Origin of the sequence: Nostoc sp. GT001, from assembly GCF_030382115.1 — a bacterium.
Taxonomy (GTDB): Bacteria; Cyanobacteriota; Cyanobacteriia; order Cyanobacteriales; family Nostocaceae; genus Nostoc.
On sequence record NZ_JAUDRJ010000003.1, the window covers coordinates 1,628,067 to 1,647,079 of the forward strand.

General features: G+C 43.0%; 17 protein-coding genes, 17 tRNA genes and 1 pseudogene. 6 read left to right on the top strand and 29 right to left on the bottom strand.

What is annotated here, in order from left to right; translation table 11 throughout:
* Nucleotides 1-2 precede the first annotated feature (2 nt).
* The 17 genes from QUD05_RS09645 to QUD05_RS09725 all read right to left on the bottom strand — a co-directional run bounded on the left by QUD05_RS09645 (nucleotide 3) and on the right by QUD05_RS09725 (nucleotide 1,800).
* A tRNA-Pro gene (locus tag QUD05_RS09645) sits at nucleotides 3-75 on the bottom strand.
* Nucleotide 76: 1 nt separating this feature from the next.
* Nucleotides 77-154: transfer RNA gene (locus QUD05_RS09650), tRNA-Leu, on the bottom strand.
* A gap of 6 nt (nucleotides 155-160) precedes the next feature.
* Nucleotides 161-237 (bottom strand) — tRNA-Leu (locus QUD05_RS09655).
* Nucleotides 238-243: 6 nt separating this feature from the next.
* Nucleotides 244-319, bottom strand: a tRNA-Gln gene (locus QUD05_RS09660).
* Between the two features lie 3 nt (nucleotides 320-322).
* Nucleotides 323-395 (bottom strand) — tRNA-Gln (locus QUD05_RS09665).
* Between the two features lie 136 nt (nucleotides 396-531).
* Nucleotides 532-606: transfer RNA gene (locus QUD05_RS09670), tRNA-Asn, on the bottom strand.
* A 6-nt stretch (nucleotides 607-612) separates the two neighbouring features.
* Nucleotides 613-687: transfer RNA gene (locus tag QUD05_RS09675), tRNA-Phe, on the bottom strand.
* Between the two features lie 21 nt (nucleotides 688-708).
* Nucleotides 709-783 (bottom strand) — tRNA-Arg (locus QUD05_RS09680).
* Between the two features lie 4 nt (nucleotides 784-787).
* Nucleotides 788-877: transfer RNA gene (locus QUD05_RS09685), tRNA-Ser, on the bottom strand.
* A gap of 4 nt (nucleotides 878-881) precedes the next feature.
* Nucleotides 882-964 (bottom strand) — tRNA-Tyr (locus tag QUD05_RS09690).
* Nucleotides 965-971: 7 nt separating this feature from the next.
* A tRNA-Glu gene (locus QUD05_RS09695) sits at nucleotides 972-1,042 on the bottom strand.
* Between the two features lie 56 nt (nucleotides 1,043-1,098).
* A tRNA-Trp gene (locus QUD05_RS09700) sits at nucleotides 1,099-1,170 on the bottom strand.
* Nucleotides 1,171-1,173: 3 nt separating this feature from the next.
* A tRNA-Met gene (locus tag QUD05_RS09705) sits at nucleotides 1,174-1,247 on the bottom strand.
* 7 nt (nucleotides 1,248-1,254) lie between these two features.
* Nucleotides 1,255-1,327: transfer RNA gene (locus QUD05_RS09710), tRNA-Cys, on the bottom strand.
* 3 nt (nucleotides 1,328-1,330) lie between these two features.
* Nucleotides 1,331-1,407: transfer RNA gene (locus QUD05_RS09715), tRNA-Glu, on the bottom strand.
* A gap of 4 nt (nucleotides 1,408-1,411) precedes the next feature.
* Nucleotides 1,412-1,485: transfer RNA gene (locus QUD05_RS09720), tRNA-Asp, on the bottom strand.
* Nucleotides 1,486-1,605: 120 nt separating this feature from the next.
* On the bottom strand, nucleotides 1,606-1,800 hold the full coding sequence (locus QUD05_RS09725) for a hypothetical protein (protein WP_289795856.1): 195 nt from the start codon (nucleotides 1,798-1,800) through the stop codon (nucleotides 1,606-1,608).
* A 277-nt stretch (nucleotides 1,801-2,077) separates the two neighbouring features.
* Here QUD05_RS09725 and QUD05_RS34345 point away from each other — a divergent pair.
* Nucleotides 2,078-2,922 (top strand): annotated as a pseudogene (locus QUD05_RS34345) (polysaccharide deacetylase family protein).
* Between the two features lie 176 nt (nucleotides 2,923-3,098).
* Here the strand turns inward: QUD05_RS34345 and QUD05_RS09735 are convergent.
* The 3 genes from QUD05_RS09735 to QUD05_RS09745 all read right to left on the bottom strand — a co-directional run bounded on the left by QUD05_RS09735 (nucleotide 3,099) and on the right by QUD05_RS09745 (nucleotide 4,376).
* Nucleotides 3,099-3,488 (bottom strand): alr0857 family protein, encoded by a 390-nt coding sequence (locus tag QUD05_RS09735; protein WP_289795857.1) that lies wholly within the window; start codon nucleotides 3,486-3,488, stop codon nucleotides 3,099-3,101.
* Nucleotides 3,489-3,504: 16 nt separating this feature from the next.
* Nucleotides 3,505-4,011 carry an HNH endonuclease gene (locus QUD05_RS09740; protein ID WP_289799932.1) on the bottom strand — a complete coding sequence of 169 codons (507 nt, stop codon included), beginning with the start codon at nucleotides 4,009-4,011 and terminating at the stop codon, nucleotides 3,505-3,507.
* A 113-nt stretch (nucleotides 4,012-4,124) separates the two neighbouring features.
* Nucleotides 4,125-4,376 (bottom strand): hypothetical protein, encoded by a 252-nt coding sequence (locus QUD05_RS09745; RefSeq protein WP_289795858.1) that lies wholly within the window; start codon nucleotides 4,374-4,376, stop codon nucleotides 4,125-4,127.
* A 71-nt stretch (nucleotides 4,377-4,447) separates the two neighbouring features.
* Between QUD05_RS09745 and QUD05_RS09750 the strand changes: the two genes are divergently transcribed.
* From QUD05_RS09750 to QUD05_RS09760, 3 genes are all read left to right on the top strand, one after another.
* Nucleotides 4,448-4,783 carry a ribbon-helix-helix domain-containing protein gene (locus QUD05_RS09750; RefSeq protein ID WP_094347436.1) on the top strand — a complete coding sequence of 112 codons (336 nt, stop codon included), beginning with the start codon at nucleotides 4,448-4,450 and terminating at the stop codon, nucleotides 4,781-4,783.
* An 856-nt stretch (nucleotides 4,784-5,639) separates the two neighbouring features.
* Nucleotides 5,640-7,658 carry a GAF domain-containing sensor histidine kinase gene (locus QUD05_RS09755; RefSeq protein WP_289795859.1) on the top strand — a complete coding sequence of 673 codons (2,019 nt, stop codon included), beginning with the start codon at nucleotides 5,640-5,642 and terminating at the stop codon, nucleotides 7,656-7,658.
* A gap of 8 nt (nucleotides 7,659-7,666) precedes the next feature.
* Nucleotides 7,667-8,254 (top strand): SRPBCC family protein, encoded by a 588-nt coding sequence (locus tag QUD05_RS09760; RefSeq protein WP_289795860.1) that lies wholly within the window; start codon nucleotides 7,667-7,669, stop codon nucleotides 8,252-8,254.
* Between the two features lie 93 nt (nucleotides 8,255-8,347).
* Here the strand turns inward: QUD05_RS09760 and QUD05_RS09765 are convergent.
* A tRNA-Glu gene (locus QUD05_RS09765) sits at nucleotides 8,348-8,420 on the bottom strand.
* 326 nt (nucleotides 8,421-8,746) lie between these two features.
* On the opposite strand from QUD05_RS09765, the gene QUD05_RS09770 reads away from it, so the two are divergent.
* Complete coding sequence (locus tag QUD05_RS09770; RefSeq protein WP_289795861.1) at nucleotides 8,747-10,666, top strand: cation:proton antiporter; 1,920 nt, start codon at nucleotides 8,747-8,749, stop codon at nucleotides 10,664-10,666.
* Nucleotides 10,667-10,911: 245 nt separating this feature from the next.
* Here the strand turns inward: QUD05_RS09770 and QUD05_RS09775 are convergent, their stop codons facing one another.
* On the bottom strand, nucleotides 10,912-11,544 hold the full coding sequence (locus QUD05_RS09775) for a cytochrome b N-terminal domain-containing protein (RefSeq protein WP_289795862.1): 633 nt from the start codon (nucleotides 11,542-11,544) through the stop codon (nucleotides 10,912-10,914).
* 100 nt (nucleotides 11,545-11,644) lie between these two features.
* Complete coding sequence (locus QUD05_RS09780; protein ID WP_289795863.1) at nucleotides 11,645-12,340, bottom strand: esterase/lipase family protein; 696 nt, start codon at nucleotides 12,338-12,340, stop codon at nucleotides 11,645-11,647.
* A gap of 614 nt (nucleotides 12,341-12,954) precedes the next feature.
* On the opposite strand from QUD05_RS09780, the gene QUD05_RS09785 reads away from it, so the two are divergent.
* Entirely contained in the window at nucleotides 12,955-14,430 is a 1,476-nt protein-coding gene (locus tag QUD05_RS09785) for a hypothetical protein (protein WP_289795864.1), read from the top strand.
* Between the two features lie 377 nt (nucleotides 14,431-14,807).
* Here QUD05_RS09785 and petJ read toward each other — a convergent pair whose 3' ends face one another.
* The 6 genes from petJ to QUD05_RS09815 form a co-directional block, all read right to left on the bottom strand.
* Nucleotides 14,808-15,152: a cytochrome c6 PetJ gene (gene petJ / locus QUD05_RS09790; protein WP_289795865.1), complete on the bottom strand. Its 345-nt coding sequence runs from the start codon at nucleotides 15,150-15,152 to the stop codon at nucleotides 14,808-14,810.
* Between the two features lie 244 nt (nucleotides 15,153-15,396).
* Entirely contained in the window at nucleotides 15,397-15,816 is a 420-nt protein-coding gene (petE, locus tag QUD05_RS09795) for a plastocyanin (protein ID WP_289795866.1), read from the bottom strand.
* 328 nt (nucleotides 15,817-16,144) lie between these two features.
* Nucleotides 16,145-16,636 carry a photosystem II cytochrome c-550 gene (gene psbV, locus QUD05_RS09800; protein ID WP_289795867.1) on the bottom strand — a complete coding sequence of 164 codons (492 nt, stop codon included), beginning with the start codon at nucleotides 16,634-16,636 and terminating at the stop codon, nucleotides 16,145-16,147.
* A 133-nt stretch (nucleotides 16,637-16,769) separates the two neighbouring features.
* Nucleotides 16,770-16,985, bottom strand: a complete 216-nt coding sequence (locus QUD05_RS09805; protein ID WP_099100724.1) for a hypothetical protein — start codon at nucleotides 16,983-16,985, stop codon at nucleotides 16,770-16,772.
* Between the two features lie 155 nt (nucleotides 16,986-17,140).
* The gene (locus tag QUD05_RS09810) at nucleotides 17,141-17,977 is read right to left on the bottom strand and encodes a carbohydrate ABC transporter permease (protein ID WP_289795868.1); all 837 of its coding nucleotides are present in this window, start codon (nucleotides 17,975-17,977) and stop codon (nucleotides 17,141-17,143) included.
* Entirely contained in the window at nucleotides 17,974-18,882 is a 909-nt protein-coding gene (locus tag QUD05_RS09815) for a carbohydrate ABC transporter permease (protein WP_289795869.1), read from the bottom strand. Before QUD05_RS09815 ends, QUD05_RS09810 begins: the two co-directional genes overlap by 4 nt.
* Between the last annotated feature and the right edge of the window lie 131 nt (nucleotides 18,883-19,013).

A 19,013-nucleotide genomic window follows, 5' to 3' on the forward strand; every position in this document is an offset into this window, starting at 1 on the left:
TATCGGGATGGCAGGATTCGAACCTGCGACTCCATGCTCCCAAAGCATGGCTTCTGGCCACTGAATTACATCCCGTTGGTACTCCTGGTGGGAGTCGAACCCACAACCAAACAGATTTTAAGTCTGTCACCTCTTCCAATTGGGCTACAGGAGCAAATTTTGGTACTCTTGGTGGGAATCAAACCCACAATATACCGTTTTTGAGACGGCAGCCTCTTCCAGTTGGGCTACAAGAGCAGAGTTTGGCAGCCCCACCAGGACTCGAACCTGGAATCTTCGCCTTCAAAGGGCGCTATGTTGCCAATTACACCACAGGGCTTTATTGCCAGGGCAGGGTTTGAACCTGCAACCTCATCGTTCAGAGCGATGCGACTTCCCAATTCGTCCACCCGGCATTAAACAATTCGTAGTTCGTAATTCGTAATTCGTAATTATGTTTTCTGAGGGTGATTTTAACCTCGACTAAGATACAAGCCGTTTATAAAAACGTGAGTATAAACCCTTATTTAATTACGAATTACGAATTATAATTGGCTGCCTCAGTAGGACTCGAACCTACAACCGCGCGGTTAACAGCCGCTTGCTCTACCATTGAGCTATGAAGCAACGAAGCCCCCCAGGTCGGAATCGAACCGACGACCTCCTGTTCTTCAAACAGGCGCTAACTACCAACTGAGCTACCGAGGGATAAAAGAAGAGATCATGTAACGAGAGCGGAGGGAATCGAACCCTCAAATCTTCAGTTTCGTAGACTGAGATGTTATCCAGTTACACCACACTCTCAAAACGGAGAGAACAGGATTTGAACCTGTGACGGGTATTAACTACCCGTTTCCTCTTAGCAGGAGGACGCTTTGAGCCACTCAGCCACCTCTCCATAGTGGGTCGAGCAGGATTTGAACCTGCGCGCAAAAAAGAACAGTTTTACAGACTGTCGCCTTCAGCCAGACTCGGCCACCGACCCTTAATCATTCCCTCGACGAGAATTGAACTCGCATCTGTGCTTTGAAAGAGCACTGACTTAACCATTCGTCTACGAGGGCATAATTTACCGAATTTTAGATTTTGGATGAAATTTTTTTATCTAAAATTGTCTGACACAGGGACTAGGATTTGAACCTAGAACATCGGATTTGGAGTCACGAGGTGTTACCGTTACACCATCCCTGCATTTGGTGGCAGCGGCGGGATTTGCACCCGCATATACCAGGGTATGAACCTGGGGCTTTACGTTAAGCTACACTGCGGCACCAAAGGCTGAGGTGAGATTTGAACTCACGATGTCGGTTTTGCAGACCGACGCCTTCGACCACTTGGCTACTCAGCCATTTGGGAGTCCTGACGAGATTCGCACTCGCAATCTTCAGCTTGAGATGCTGACGGCTTAAACTATTCGCCTACAGGACTGCAACCAGGGTGACGGGACTTGAACCCGCAACATTTCCGCAGACAACGGAACGCTCTAGCCAATTGAGCTACACCCCGATTTTTTTGAATCTGTGCCTAAACTTTGAAGTTTTTAGGCACAGATTTTGTTGGTGAACTTGCCCATTTCTTATTTAGTTTTCAAGGTTCAGATAATTTACTTTTTACTGTTAGAAACTGTTAGGAAAATAACCGAAACTCTAGGTAGCAAACCTGTTGTGTATTACGGATGTATTCAGTGGTTTTAATGAGTGCAAACTTAGAACTTTTTTCGTTTTTTGCCTCTACTGCCGATGGTTTGCAAGTAAAAGCAGCTTTGTTGGCTGGGGACTCTGGTTTATTCCAACGCCTGTCCTTTAGTTGTATGTAGAACATAAATTTGACTCTTGAGAAGCTTTGTCTTTCGTCTCACTACAATATACTACAAAATACTACAAGAGGTGTCAAGGGGTTTTAGAAAGTTTTTTTGAAATTGTCTATAAAAGCTTCTGGACTTATATTTGAACTTGCTAAGGGACTTGCGTGAAAATAAAGTACCAATAAACCGAGTGTCGAAACCCTCCTGGCTGGGACACTATTAACCTGCAGATCCCTAAACCCTTTGAAAAGTCAAACTACAGCTTATGATTGGGTAAATCTTTAAAAGCCTGACGTGACAGACAACTACCTTAAGCGACAACAGATAATTAGTATTGTCGCGATCGCCTCTAGTATTACAGCTTGTAGTATTCCCCCAGGTATCTCCCCACAATCGGGGTTGAACCAGCCAGTAAGCAAAATCCATACTGCACTTCAAGATCCAGCAAAGGGCCAAATTAATGCCCAGCTACCACCATCAGGCAAAGTAGAAAACCCTATCTTTACAGTCCCAGCTAAATTTCAGGGAAAAACAGTTTATAAGGTGCAGCCCAGCAGCAACGAAAAGGTTATTGCTCTCACCATTGATGATGGGCCTAGCCAAAGACAACCCTAGAAATGCTGGATATCTTGAAGCAAAATGATGTTAAAGCCACATTCTTTTGGGTAGGACAAGCTTTACAAGCAAATCCTGACCTAGCGAAGCGTGAAGTAGCTGAGGGACACGCCATTGGCAACCATACTTGGCATCATTGGTATCGGCGAATGGATGAAGCTACAGCCAAAAGTGAAATTGATCGCACAGCGGATCTGATCTACAAAACTACAGGAGTCAAAACTTCTTTGTTCCGTCCTCCTGGAGGCTTTTTAAACAACGGACTAGCCGCTTATGCCAAAAGCCAAAAACATGCTGTCATTATGTGGTCGCTAACTTCCGCTGATACCGATCCGCACGCCAAACCACAGGCATTTGTAAATAATGTCCTGAAAGGCGCAAAACCTGGTTTCATTGTTTTAATGCATGATGGTGGTGGCGATCGCCACAGAACTGTAGAAGCTTTGCCACAAATCATCAACGGACTCAAACAGCAAGGCTACCGATTTGTGACAATTCCTGAACTACTAAAAATGGCTCAATAAAGGGTGAGAAATTCTCCTCACCTGATTTTAGATTTTAAATTTGGGATTTTGGATNNNGTAATCCAAAATCCCAAAATGTTTGTTCTCGCAGCGTCNTCCAAGAGTTACCCCCGAATTTCAACGNNNGAACAAATCNNNAATCCAAAATCCAAAATTGAGTCACCCAACTATTTCGTTTATTCACTCATCACAGAAGCACAAGATTGAGCTTCCTGCCAAAGTTTGTGCAAAAAGAACTCAGCGCGATCGCTCATAGTGGTGACAAACACACCGACAGAATCCTTAGAACTAGCTGATAGCCAAGAACCCCGCAGGGTGACTTCCATATATTCGGCATCGCACGCACAAAGGGCAATGATTTCTCTGTCATCTCTTTTTACCTCAGACCTCAGTACTTCTACTCCTGGTAAATCAACAGGAAGCAAAAAGGAAGCGGTAGTGGGTTCAATGCACAAACTTTGCCCAACTCGCAGGGCTAAAATCACTCGTTGCGCTACCCATTCTTCTAGCGACAGAGTGACACATTCCAAATCAAAACTGCTTTCAGTGTAAGTTAATTTCAGCATTCCTTATGCTCTCCTGTTATTCCAGGTTTGCTTGCATATCTATCCAAAACTGTTCAGCAAAAGAAATCGCGGGGTGGATTGGCGGTTTTGGTTTGGTACGCAGTTGCATACCAACTTCAAACAGGGTGCGATCGCCTTTACGGGAGTTACATCTTTCACAAGCTGCGACTACGTTATCCCAAGTGTGAGAACCGCCTTTAGAACGCGGCATCACATGATCTAGCGTTAGATGTTTGCTGCTGCCGCAATATTGGCAACTGTGATGGTCTCGTCGCAATACTTCTCGCCGATTCACTGGCGGAACTTTCCACATCCGCTCATTAGAAGTGATTGTCAAGCGAATATGTTTTGGCACATCAATTACCAAACTGGGTGAGTGAACTTGCCAGCCGCTTTCTGCGGTAAAACCCAGCGGTTGCGCCTTGTTGGTTACTAACAGCACAATCGCCCGCTTGATATTGACCCGACATAGTGGCAAGTAATTTTGAGAAAACACCACCACAGATTGCTCTAACACTTGCATTGCGTTCGCGCCGCGCATGGAAGATATCGTCACAGCNNNACTCCTTATAAAAAAACCCCCGCTNNNAGTTTTCGTGAAGCGGGGGTTAGAATTGACCGGAAAATCTTCTGGTCTCATATCGGTACAGGATTCTTTTGCCTGTAACCCCCGCTTTGTTGATTTAGTTGTGGTTTTGCAATTAGTGCACTAATGCCTACATACTTATAATCATCATTGCCCTCTGTGATTTGCCCATGATTCCGGCTACCATCGCCCATAAATAAATACTCCACTTCCATAGCAGCTAATTCCCAATTGGTTCGGCAATTGGTAGCGCACAAAATTGAAGTAGAGATGGGGTAAATGGATTTCACAGAAAATTTCACCTATTGAACATTCCTTTAAACATACTACACTTGTATTACTATCCTGTCTATACCTTTAAGGAGAAAAACTGATGCATACGATCGCTCGCACCCCAACCACCGATATGGAAGTTACCAGCATTCGCCTAGAACGGGAACTCAAAGATAAACTCAAAGAAATAGCTGGGAATCAGGGATATCAAGCTCTGATCCGAGATATCCTTTGGAATTATGTCCAGCAAAAATCAGGTGAGTGGAAGCCTCGATTTTCGCGATCCGACATTCGAGCTAGCATAGCTGCCACAGCTCAGCAAGAAGAACGCTGTGTACTTACTGGTCAACTAATTCAACCCCAAGAACCAATGTTGTTAGGACTAACGAGGAATGGCGATATGGTTCCTCTGAGTGTCGAGAGCTTGGCTGGATAAACTTCGTCCATTTTGTTTGAAACCTGTTGTAGAACGGGCATCTAGCCCGTCCTACCAGCAAGGAGTACAAAATGCTCTTACTACTTTTAAAAATATTGTTCTGAAAATAGATGTGGTTTCGTTTTATATTCAGACGAATGCAGCCCAGTTATTAGTAAAAATAACTGGGCTGCATTCAAAATTTAGCCAGAAATGTCGCAATCTCTGATCGGCAAAAATTTATTTAAATTTAAGCTCTACTCCAAATTTCTACCACAGGTTGAGAGCAAGACGCTCACGAACTCCCTACCACAGTTACGCTATCGTAGTTCTGAAAACGAGTGTGTCTCGTTGCGCAGCCTCTCGTAGAGAAGAGAAGCCTACACTGCAAGAGTAACCTTTTCCTGCCTCCTTTACTTTTATTGATATTTTACTGAGAGTTACGGAGATCAAAGAGTAGCTTGTTAAACCTACTAGTTGTTTCAAGAAATGTAATAAAGCTTTATAAAGTAAGTTGCGTAATTTTACGTGATATGAAGGGTAATTTTCCTGTAATTCCAGAGAAATTACGGTTTATGTATACTTACAGACAGGATAAAGTTAGTGCATTATTTCAAGATAGAACAGTTAAAAATAAGCTAACTTAAGCATTTATAGGATATCTTAAGTATTTTATTACTTATGTACCAATGTAGCAATTTGCTTGATGCAGTGGAAATTTGGCCATCTGAGATAGAAAAGGGCTATAACAGGTGAGAGAAAGTATTCACACAAAATTTGTCAATTATCAGGGTGTAGCAACACAACTAACGGTGAAGAATATGCCAAGAGGTTGGGTGCAAGAACAATGGGGTTACTATCCGAGGGCGTGCCAAAAATGAAAAAGCCTTTATCATCGCCGCCACATTACATAGATGACATAGATCGACTACAACCTTACCAAGTCAAGCTGATGCAGCATCAGGAAGAACCTGCCCGCGAGTTGGTACAAAAAATTAACCAAATCATTGCTAATAGCTCTGCTACGGCTTTGATGCTGCAAGAGATTGCTCAATTGCTAGGAGTTGCTTTTCAAGTAGATTGCTGCTGTTTGGTTTCAGTGGCGAATGAGACATCAGACGAAGCAACTACTACTAACTGGTGTGCTGATGAGTATCTAGGGTTGCCGCACCCAGAAGAAATGTTTTCGATGGAACAGTTGCTTATGCACTCCCCAGTGCTGCAATGCGCTGCCCAACCATTGACTATTGAAGACATTTCCATAATTCAGAACAGTCTGGTAATTGGGTGTCAATATTTGCCACTACCGATAAAAGCGGTTTTGGCAATTCCCACTCGGTTTGGTGGCAATAATAATGGAGTGATTAATCTGATTAAATTCCAACCTTATGAATGGAGTGAATCAGAAAAACAATTGCTCAAAGAAGTGGAGTCAGCTTGCGCGATCGCTTTTTCTGGAGTGGCACAAGCTAAACAAATTACTCATCAAGAGCAGTCCCTGCAAAAAAGCAAGCAACATCAAAGCTTGATCAAGCAATTAACCATATTGAGTCGTAGCAACTTGGAGCTAAATCAAATGCTCCAGTTAGTTATCACTTCGACAGCCGAATCTCTACAGGCAGATCGGGGTTTGCTCATATTACTGAAATATACAGATCCACTATTTAAGACTCAAGCTAAAAAACAAATCCCCAAAGCGAAAGCTAGTGTAATCGCCCAATGGGCTAGAGAAACACAAAATTCTGGCACTAGTAAACCAGACACCTTAGCTGAGTCTTTTTTGATTTCAGACTGTGGTTTATGCCAGCGTGCCTTCATGGATTCTGGAAAATCAGTAATTTTCGATGACTATACAGATCAAAACGATACCTTAATAGCTGCTCCATTATTTGCAATAGAGGAATTGCCTGCGGTACTTTTAGTGCCATTGGAAAGTCAAGGCAAAATTTTAGGATTCTTGGTGCTACAGCAAGCTGTGATTCGCAATTGGCAGCCAGAAGAATTAAATCTTGTGGAAATGGTTTGCGCCCAAGTGAGTAACGCCATAATTCAGTCACAGACATTGCGCCAAGTGCAAATGTTGGTAGATGAACGGACGGCGAAACTACAGAGTAGTCTAGAACTCCAGGCAAAATTGCATGAAAGAACACGGCAGTATGTTGAGCAGCTACGGAAACTTAATGAACTCAAAGATGAATTTTTGAGTAACATGAGCGATCGCCTACGCTATCCTTTGACAAATATGCTGATGTCAATCAAAAACTTGCGTTTGCCAGGAATAGCACCAGAGCGTCAGGGTAGATATCTAGATATTCTTGAGCAGGAATGTTCAAAGGAAATCAACTTGATTAATGACTTGTTGACACTCCAAAAGCTAGAGTCGCCTCACGAAGCCCCGCAATTAGAATCTATAGATTTAAATACTAGAATTCAGGATATAGCAGCATCTTTCGAGAAAAAACTAGGCGAAAAAGGATTAAAAATTTCTATAGATTTGCCGGAAGAATCGCTCAAACTGCAAACTGAACTGGAGAGCTTTGACCGCATCTTGCAAGAATTGTTAACGAATGCCTGTAAATACTCAGAGCCTGATACAATAGTCCATCTTGAAGCGGCTCACCGAGTCGATCAACAAATCGATCAAGTTATCATGAAGGTAACGAATACAGGACGTGCCATCTCTGAAGAAGAAGCGACCTACATCTTTGATAAGTTCCGTCGGGGAAAAGGGCGCTGGACTCCAGGGACGGGCTTGGGACTTGCTTTAGTCAAGTCTTTAGTGCAGCATCTGAATGGAGCGATCGCTGTTGAAAGTCTCCCAATTTCGGATTCTGAACAGAGCGAAATTTGCTTCACCTTGACTCTGCCCCAATTTTCTGACGAAAGCAAACCATAATTCTGAAAGTGACTAAAAAACAGAACACAACAGAGAACCCTGATTTGCAGTCTTCCACTGATGACACCAACCCAGAAGGGGATTTGCTTGCTCAGGTAGAAGTTCAAATTGAGAAAATAGCAGAGCGACAGCGGCAAATCAGTGCTAAAGTCCAAATTCCCCACCCAGTGGAGCAAATCTGGAAGGTTCTGACAAATTATGAAGCCTTACCTGACTTTCTACCCAACCTCGCCAAGAGTTGTTTAATCGAGCATCCCGATGGTGGAATTCGACTGGAGCAAGTAGGCTCCCAACGCTTACTGAATTTCAACTTTTGTGCGCGGGTAGTTCTAGATTTGGAAGAATGCTTCCCTAAAGCAATCAATTTTCGCATGGTAGAGGGAGATTTTAAAGGCTTTTCTGGGAGCTGGTGCTTAGAGCCTTATTCTTTCGGTGAGTATATAGGAACAAATCTGTCCTACACAATTCAAGTTTGGCCTAAACTCACTATGCCAGTGGGAATTATTGAAAATCGCCTGAGCAAAGATTTGCGGTTAAATCTTTTGGCTATTCACCAACGTGTAGAAGAACTAGCCAGCAAAGAGCCGTATGCATAACAACAACTAAACCATCATTCAGGATATTCCTGGATGATGGTTTTTATTGCTAGATTTCAAACAAAAAAGCTTTTGCTTTTTATTGTTTTTAAGTACCCCCAGGGGAATTCGAATCCCCGTTACCTCCGTGAAAGGGAGGTGTCCTAGGCCTCTAGACGATGGGGGCATCGGACTCAGACCTTTTATAAGTTAACCAATTTCCTTGCCTTTGTCAACAGGTTTTGCCAAAAAAAGTTTGTGGCAGCTAAACTGGGTGGGAGCAAAAGCTTGAAGAAGATACAAAGATATGGAGACAGATAAAAAAGTCCGTTGATGCTTCTGTGGTCAGCCACAGGGTGCGTCAGCGTTGAGTATGGGGAATTTCGGGGTATACACATATCTAAAAAACGCTGAAGACAGCAAAGAACAAAGGGTATGATGTTGTACCCTGTAAAGTTAATATCTACGGTTTTTTACAAGAGATTTTGAAATAAATCGCTCAAAATCTACAATATGGAAGCATCTTTTGAAATCACCATACAGATGGCGATCGCTGTCTTTGCAGGCATTAGCGCCCAAGTGCTGGCTGCATACCTCCGTGTACCCAGCATCGTCTTGTTATTGCTGTTGGGCATTTTGTTTGGCTCCGATGGTATAGGGCTATTGCATCCCCATTCGCTAGGCACTGGACTGGAAGTTATAGTCGCCCTCGCAACGGCAATCATTTTGTTTGAAGGCGGACTTAACTTGGATCTGCGTGAGTTAGGTAGAGTTTCAGTCAGCCTACAATTGCTCGTCACTCAAGGAACGCTAATTACCCTGCTTGGCGGGAGTATGGCTGCTCACTGGCTAGGTGAATTTCCCTGGAACATAGCTTTTCTCTATGCTTCCATAGTCGTGGTGACAGGCCCAACCGTCGTTGGCCCATTGCTCAAACAAATCAATGTAGATCGACAAGTGGCAACACTTTTAGAAGGAGAAGGGGTTTTAATTGACCCTGTAGGGGCTATCCTCGCCTTCGTTGTCCTCGATACGATTTTGAACGGCGATGCTGACCCCATCAATGCGATCGTCGGTTTACTTATACGTCTGGGTGTTGGTGCAGCAATTGGTGGTGCTGGCGGTTATCTAATGAGTTTGATTTTCAAACGCGCCAGTTTTTTGTCATTTGAGCTAAAAAACTTAGTGGTGTTGGCGATACTTTGGAGCTTGTTTACCTTATCGCAGATGATCCGCAGTGAATCGGGAGTCATGACAACAGTAGTTGCAGGGGCAGTCTTTGCTAACTCCTCAGTCCCGGAAGAACGTCTGTTACGTAGCTTTAAAGGTCAGCTAACAATTCTCAGCGTTTCGGTGCTATTTATCTTATTAGCTGCTGACCTATCCATTGCCAGTGTGTTTGCTTTGGGTTGGGGTAGTTTGTTCACTGTTTTGGTACTAATGTTTGTCGTTCGCCCAATCAATATCTTGTTGTGTACCTGGAACAGTGACCTCAACTGGCGACAAAAACTGTTTTTAAGCTGGGTTGCTCCGAGAGGAATTGTTGCTGCCTCTGTAGCTTCTTTTTTTGCGATTTCGTTGACACAGCGGGGCATTAACGGCGGTGATTCCATTAAAGCTTTAGTTTTCCTCACTATTATCATGACTGTTGTCTGCCAGGGGCTAACAGCTGGCTGGGTTGCTAAATGGCTACAAATCACCTCCAAGGACGTAACTGGGGCAGTAATTGTGGGTTGTAATCCCTTGAGTCTTGTGATTGCTCGTTTCTTTCAAGAACGGGGAGAAAACGTGGTGATGATTGATACTGACCCCGAATGTCTTGTGCAAGCCGAGGCACAAAATCTCCGGGTTATTGCCAGCAGTGCGTTGGATGCTGCGGTTTTAGAAGAGGCAGGACTTGCCTCTATAGGTACTTTTTTGGCTATGACAAGTAATGGCGAAGTGAATTTTGTTTTGGCTCAACGAGCAGCTGAAGAGTTTAAACCCCCGCGAGTCTTAGCTGTTTTTCCGCGCGATCCGCAAGCGAGTACCTCGACTAGTAATAAAGTTAATCAAGCTTTTATTCCAGACTTAGCAATTAAAACTTGGAATGAATATTTGAATGATGGACGAGTGAAGTTGGGGACAACTACGCTAGATGAGTTGGAATTTTCGACTCAATGCGATCGCATCCAAGAAAAGATTCGGACTGGGGCTTTGATACCGCTATTGCTAGAACGAGCAGAACGCTTACAAGTAATGCCAGCGAACCAAGATTGGGAAATTGGCGATCGCATTATTTATCTATTGCATGACCCCAGACCTAGCCTTTTAAAACGCTTATCTGGTGCCACCCAATCCACTCCCCTCTCTCTAGAAAAGTTACCAGAGGTTGAAGACCTATCCCTTGCCCAATTATCTCAACTTTCTACTAGTGAGGCTTCTGGGGGATGAGGGGATTGGGGCAGCACTTCGGCTACGCTCAGTGACCGGGGGCAGGGGAGAAAATGTTGTAATTTCCCAGAATTAGAGCAAATAAATTTATTTATGCTTAATGTTAAATATTTATTTCGAGATGCATAGCACAAGAAATAATGCATCCAAGATCAGAGCAAATAAATTTATTTATGGCGTTCTCCCCTCTGCTCTCTGCCCCCCGGTCACTGAGCGTAGCCGAAGTGCTGCCTCCTTTCCTCTTATCACCCTTGAGAAGGAATAAATTCGCTTTCTGGTTTTGGCGCTTCTTGATACATTTGCCATTCTTGCCAGAGTAAAGCAGACAAATGTACTATGGCGAGAATTAGTGTCGCTACCGAAATCAGATAACTGTGGATTGTGTAAAGGTGTTCGACGGTAATTGTGTTAATGGCTCCACCACCAGTCAGGATTTCGCGCAGTTGCCCACCAATCAAAGGAATGGCTTCGATGGTTCCTAGCTCAATGCTAAAACGCCAGTACCCTTCCTGAGTCCAATCTAAAATCATCGCTGTCCAATCCAACCCGATCGCACTTAGGGTTAACAAAATCACACTAATCCAAGCAGCCAGCCAACTCTTGCGAAATTGCCGACCTAAAAACATCACTACAATTTGAATGAGAGCGATCGCAATTACCCCATTACCAGCAAGATCATGCGCTCTCCAAAACAACCAGCCGTATGGCAGTTGTGTATTAATCATCTTCAATGAGTTATAAGCTCCGCCTGCTGTCGGTTCATAGTAAAAAGAAAGCAAAATTCCGGTAGAGATATAAATTAAACACAGAGTCAAAATCACGACTGATAATATCGTCGCTATTCGTCGCAAAATCTTATCGAACTGGGTGCTTTGCATGGCTCACCCCTCCTGTTCTTAACTAAGTATTTATTCTTATTACGATTTTAGCTAATAAATTTTAATAGTTTTTACTTTTCTTATATAAAAATAAAGTTTTTTAAATCAAATACTGTACCCAAGCTTTTAAGGGTTCTGGTGAGCCATACCAAATTCCAGGACTTCTAGGAGAATGCTTGACACCTTCAATCACTAGATTTTCCGCCCCCTCCAAATGAGCAGCTTCAATGGGCGTAATACCATCTCCCCAAGTGTTACCCTTACCACAAGTTAATTGGTAACTACTGTAAGCTAACCAACTACCAGGCCACCTTTTCCCAAAGATAGTTTTGCCAGCCACACAAACGTAACGAACGTTTTTGTAAAACGCTCCTGGGTAGTGATTGGTGACAAAATCTAGATTGGAACGTGTCCAGCGTTCTTGGCTAATATGAGGTGTACCCAAGGTTATGAGATTAGCAACCAAGGGATGTCCTTGCCAGAGAAATGGTTTGACATCACCGCGTGCTAAATAGGGCTTTTCTCCCATGTAAATGCGGGATATCCAACCTCCGGCTGAGTGACCAATTAAGTTAATTTGAGTAGCATTATGTTGCTGCAATATACCCTTGATCGTGCGATCGAGTTGTTGCAAAATCGATATTACGGGTCTTACTCCCAAAGTGGGGAGCCAGTCACGCCGTCGCAGTGGCACTGTAACTGTGGGAAAATTTAAGTTTTGTAGGGATTGTTCTAGTTGGCGATAAGCGATCGCACTTTCTAGATATCCAGGCAAGATAACTGTCGGTAACGGCATTTGAAATTTTAGATGCAATGATTGAGAATTTGAACTTTTTTGACGAACAAGTAGTCATATTCAAGAGCTAGAATTGCGATCGCCTGACTCACTCCTTGGAGAAAAAACCAATAGCTTTGGTGGAATTTAAGGCTAGAATGTCAATAAAATTGTACAATTTGCAACAGTTTTAGGGGCTGCCGATGTGGTAGTATTTTCAAATAGGGCCCAGTCTCGGACAAACACGTGTGTCATCTGTTACAGAAGTGTAGTTGACTGAAAAACAGTTGAAAAACAAGGTAACTTCGGCAGATGTTTTGATGTATTCAAACTTGTGCGTCTACTTAAACTTTATAAAACTCCCAGATATTAATTTTAATTGTGTGTGTCATAACAATAAAAAATCAAAAGTAGTAATTTTTCAAATACCTCTTTAGCAGACTCAAATTTTGAAGATATGATACAGCGTCATTAGATTAATTAAAAACTTGAATAAATGGCAATTTTGGCGTTTTGATTGCCAGCAGAGGAAGTTATTATTTCCTTATGAAGAACGCATATTTTGCAAGATATTGCAATATCGAAAAGAGAAAATCGCTAGTCAACTGCAACTGAGTGAGTGAACGATAACAGCTATGTCTTACGTCTCCCTGCTGAAAAATATACCAGACCTCTTAAGCCAGCCAATTGGGATAGCAGCAATTGCTTCCCTTGGTATCCACGGTGCGATCGCCATGATCGTACCATTGATGCCGATGGAGTCTAACAAGCCCAAAGAAACAGCATCATCCAAAACAGTCGGACTTTTGGAATTGAGCCAAGCTGACCAAAACCGTTTGCCGCAAAGCACCCCCCAAATTGGTTTACAACAATTACCTCCAGTTGCCCCACTTGCTGCTCCAAACTTTAGCCTCCAACCGGGATTAACCCCATTAGCGCCATCGCCATCCAGCCAGATGGTATTACCTCCGCTACCGCCATCATCAAATAACTATCGAGTCTCTTCCTTGCCTACAAGGCAGTCTTTGCGGATGATTCCGAGTGATAATTTGCGGTTTGACGCGTCTAAATTTGATAGTTCTAAATTTAATACCAGCGCTAGATTCTCTCAACCAGTTCCTCGTGTAAATGTGAATGAGAGTGTCCCTAAATACGAGCCACCTAAGCCGCTAGCTGTAAATAGGTTGCCAGAATTGCAGTCGCAGCAAATACCTGCGGATCTTCTGCGCAATCCCCAGCCTCCAATCTTATCTGAGACTACACCCGTTGCAACAGCACAGGTAAATCCGACTTCGCAGCCAATGACGCAACCAATTCCTAATGCGTCGTCTACAATTGCTCAAAACCCGCTGATAAATTCTCTAAAACAAGCTCCAAGGAATGGGGATACTTTAATTGGAACTAGGGGAAGCACGCTACAAACAGCTGATTTATCACCGAAGGGAACTCAACAGGCAATTGCACAGCTAGACTCTTACGCCAACCTGAGAAAGGAAGTCCAGCAACAATACCCCAACGCTGAACAAAAACCAGTCATCCGTCAAACATTATCCACGAATAAGTCAAATCTTGAAGGTGCTGTTTTAGGAGTATTGGTTGTAGATCCTGATGGTAAGGTCTTAGATATCAAATTTCAAGACAAGTTAATTTCCCCGGAATTGCAATTAAAAGCAAGGCAATACTTCAACAAGCAATCCCCCAAGGGAGATAAACAGATTAGTTCCTATCCATTTAACCTACGTTTCCAAAACAGCACGAGCAATCTTACTGGGACTACTCAAGAGCAAAACCCCTCGTCATTATCTGCACCGGGAATCAATAACAATCAGATTACCCCCTCACCAGCAGCTACTTTTAAACCATTACCTGATTTACAAATCAGAAATAACCCGCCTACATCCTTACCAGCAGCTACTCCCAAACCATTATCTGAACTGCAAATTAAAAATAACCAGCCTACGCCTTCATCGGCAACTACTACTTCTGAACCTTTATTGTTGCCAAAAATCAATCAGGGTCAGTCTACATCCGCTGCTGAATCGGATAAAAAATTAGTAGAACGGTTGCGCGAAGTCAAGGAAAACAGACAAAAGTCTAATCCAGAAAAATAATCGCCCGTTGATGATTTTGGATTCAGGTAGGGGTAATTTATCTAGATGCATTTGCAGCGTCTGATAAAAAAGCCTACCTGAAAATCATTCTTTTCGACTATTTTTTGTATAAGTCCTGTTTAAAATACAATACGTTTGGGTTAAGGCTAAAACTCTTTGTCAAAGTCAATTTTTTTAACGAACCACAGAGGCGCAGAGGGCACAGAGAGAAGAAATGCTTAACTGAACTGTATTGCGTTAAAAGCTTCCAAGAAGGAAATGCACTGAGGGATTTCCAACAAATAAATTCTCCAATGTTTTGGGGTGAGCGTCTAACTAAGCTATTAACAAAAGATAGGCAAACGCTCACCCCAGAAAAACTATACAGTATAGCTACTTTACCAACCTTGTTCTGCATTTTGAAAAACGTAAGCAGCTACCTCCAGAATCTCCTCAGAACTTAACTTGGCTTTAAAGGCAGGCATAGCATTTTTACCATTTTGCACTTGGTGGATAATCGCCTCGATTGAGTCTTGATTGTAATTTTCTAGGTACTTTGACAATGCTTCCTTTTTCAAGGTTTTCTGGCTGATAAGGATGTTACCGCCACCTATATGGCAAGAAGCGCAGTTAGCCTCGAAAATTTTAGCACCGTTGGATGTTTCGGCAGCTAGTGCTGGACTAATGAATGTAAATTTGAATAGGGCGATCGCCGAAAGTAGAATTAATAAAAGTATTCTCAACAGTATTTCCTCGCAACAAGCCTCCAGCAAGAGTATAAACGCGATTAATCCCTGATTAAGTCAAATTTGATCAAAATTAGCGGTAACAAGTTCACTCCTTGATCGCTACAGATTGTTTAGCGTCTTAGGTAAGGATAGAACTCGTTACCGCCATTTCTGCATTTTATACTTCACTCTAGGAGTGTAGCGTGTGGCGATGAGCTAATTTCATTGAGTAATCATCTCGTGTCAAACGCTGGTGTTTCTAGCCTTGGACAGTAATTGTACCAACCATGCCAGCACCACGATGAGGTTCACAGTAGAAGGTGTAGTCACCAGCAGGTGCGTCTGCTGCAAAGGTGGTTGTTTCCTTTTGGCCAGGACTCATGAGCAACTTCTTATGAGACAGAGATTTAGCTAAATCAGCGCTCTTAGAGGGGTTTTTGGCATTATCAAACACAACGTTATGGGGAGGAACTTTATTGTTCACCCATTCAATAGTGTCACCTGGTTTAATTGTCAACTTTTTCGGTTCAAATGCCAGCATTCCTTTATCGCTACCCAATTTCACCTGGTAGGTTTCAGCTGAAGCACTGGGAGTAAAAACAGCAAAGCTGCTAACAACTAAAAGGATTGTCAACACAGCTAAACTAAGGCGTCGCCAGCTTGCCGAAATTAATTTCATAGCTCTCTCCTAACAAACAATTTTTTTCCCTTTCTCATTTTAAATAAAATCAACACCAAAGTATGACAATCTGTCATAGATCAATTTTTTTTTAAGAATGGAGAGCAATTTATTGCAAAAAGCTGTCCAATAAGCAGTAAATGGGGAACGGGGAATAGGAAATGGAGACTGAATTCTTCCCAATGCCCTATTCCCAATGCCCAATACTTCTCTTACGAGAGGCTGCGCCCGAAGCGAAGCTGTGCCGCAGGCTTTACGACTACGCGGTAGTTGAGCGCAGTCGAAACTCAGTACAAGTGCCCTATTCCCAATGACTCAACTCTGGGATTTAGTAATAGATTTTTCCGCCTCCCCACTTAGTACCAACGATTTTGGGTTGTAAGAGAATATGACCAGCGATCGCCTCCAAGTCATCATCCGTCAGATTTCGCACTGCTGTGAAAATATCTGCACTTTTGAGACTGGGGTGGATTTCGGAAATCTCTTCTTCCCCGTCGTAAGTAGTGGGATTTTTCAGGTAATCTACTAAACCTTCAATGTTGTTACGGTTAGGTGTTGCTAGTGCCAAGTCCTCTGGAGTGAGTCCCACGTTTTGGTTTGTCTTGGTAACTCCCCCAGCATGACATTGGGCGCAAGCGTAATTAAATAAGCGTTTGCCTTCTTTGACTTGTTTAAGGCTAAGTACAACGGTATCACCTTGAGCATTTAATGGCACTGTTCGGGTGGCTTCGTCTAGTTCCACTGCTGTCGCGCTACCGACAATCAACTGAAACGAGAGTAAAACAGTAGCCACAACAACGCCAATTAGTCTTATAAACATGTTTCCCCTTAAAGATTTTGACGCTCAACACAGCTAAGAACGCGATTCTCAATCTCCAAGCTGCTAATTGCTAATGACTCATTGTTTTTTATCATTAGCTATCAGTTATTAGCCAAAGTTCTGAAATAACCCTTCAGGTGACTTCGTGATCACCCACCAAGTCGTTAGTACCATTGGGGCGTATTTCAGAGGATATTTGGGAAATAATCGCCTTTGCATCTTCTAACGCCAAACGGGTCTTTTGGTGTTTGTAGGCGATTCCCAGTTGGTTGCACAGAGAAAACACTTGTTCTACAGGAATGCTGTAGTCGGCTGCTATCTCTGCGATCGATAGGTCTGCAAAACCCATAATGCTTGTTTACTGATAGATAGAGATTGAGTCGCTGTAATACCAATATCACGTTAGGAGTGCAATTTGTTGCCCAAAATACTGTTTGGGGAATAGGGGGATCGGGAAGGCAAGGGGAATAAGCCATGTGTCCAATGCCCCATTCCCAATGCCTATTAACCTTTTCCCCCGGTAAAGGTGACGCTTTGAATAAAGTAACGATTAAAAAAGGCATAAATGCCTAAAGCTGGCAGGGTAAAGACCATAGAAGCCGCCATAATGTAGTTCCAATAGCTGATGTATTGACCTTTAAAGGTGTTCAGCCCCAAGGGAAGGGTAAACATTTCTGGGTCAAATAGGATAACTATAGGCAGTAAAAAATTATTCCAACTCCCCATGAACACAAAAACTGCCTGTGCTGCTAGTGCTGGTTTTGCCAAAGGTAAGACAATGTGTCGAAAAATTCCAAAGGTATTTAAGCCATCGAGTTGAGCTGCTTCTTCTAGTTCTTTAGGAAAATTAACGAAAAACTGCCGCATCATGAAGATAAAAGTGGCATTAACCATGCTAGGAACAATCATGCCTTGGTAAGAATTTAGCCAGCCGATCGCTTTCAAAATCAAAAATGTGGGAATCAGGGTGATTTGCGCTGGTACTGCCAGTACTGCCAAAATTAGGAAAAACCAAAAGCGCTTGCCTACAAAGCGTAGTCTCGCCAAGGCATAACCAGCCATTGAGTTTAACAACAAGTTTAAAAGTGTGACGCTGACGGCGATCGCTACACTATTAAACAGCCAGCGCCAAAATAGCGGTTCTTGGAGAAAGATTTGCTTGTAGTTATCGAGAGTAAAATTCTTGGGGAGAAAGTTGGGTTCACCACTGACAATCTCTGTTAGCGGCTTAAATGATGCTGAAAGTGCCCAGAGAAAGGGTATTAGGGTAATGATGGCATAGAGGGTCAGTAAGACATACAACAGGGCTTTGAGCCAGGATAAGCCAGAGGTGTTAGTCAAATTCGTTCACCTCCGAAAAGTTGCCGCTGAATCAAAGTGATGGCAATGATAACTGCTGCTAACAAAAATGCGATCGCAGCTGCATATCCCATTTGTAAATTCCGAAATACAGCTTGATAAATCAGCAACACCACAGTTAAGGTAGCGTTGTTTGGCCCGCCAGTACCGCCAGAAAAGATGTAAGACTGGTCAAAAAGTTGAAAAGTCCCAATTACCCCCACTGTTGCCACAAAGAAGGTTACAGGCTTAAGCAAGGGAAGAGTAATGTGGATAAATTGCTGCCATCCATTTGCGCCATCAAGTTCCGCCGCTTCGTAAAGTGTTTGGGGTATATCCTGCAACGCCGCCAGATAAATCACCATGAAAAACGGCGCAGTTGACCAAATGTTCATGATCATAATCCCTTTAAGCGCAACTGCTGGATCGCCCAACCAGTTATAAGTAGGTAGCCCCACAAAAGCGAGAAAATCGTTTAGTAGCCCATCAGTGTTATAAATCCACATAAAGATGAGTGTCAGCACTGCTGAAGAAGTGACTGTCGGCAAAAAATAGAGGATACGCCACCAGTTTTTACCGCGAATTGCAGAATTCAGAGTTACTGCCAGAATTAAAGCCAGGATAGTTTGAGTTGGCACAACAATACCTACATATTCGGCGGTGTTTCTCAAAGCAATCCAAACTCTTTCATCTTCAGCTAATCGTGTGAAGTTGCGAAAACCGATGAACTCGTACTCAATACCGCCAAGAAGTTGGACTTTTTGCAAAGAAAGAAAAACGGCGTAGAGAATGGGTAAGACTACAAAAGTTCCCAAAACTAGAATGGTGGGCATCATAAACATATACCCAGCCAAGTCTTCAGTGATGTTCCGCCTGGGGTTACTCCGCCGCCTGTTGATTTCAAACACTACTGAACCTCCATCTAATCTCGCACTAACCCGGCTGTAGCGATGGATTGTGCATGATTATTTATCGTACTCCCAGACAAAAATAAAGACATTGCTTGTGTGAGTTAGCTGGATATGTAAGTTAGGGAACT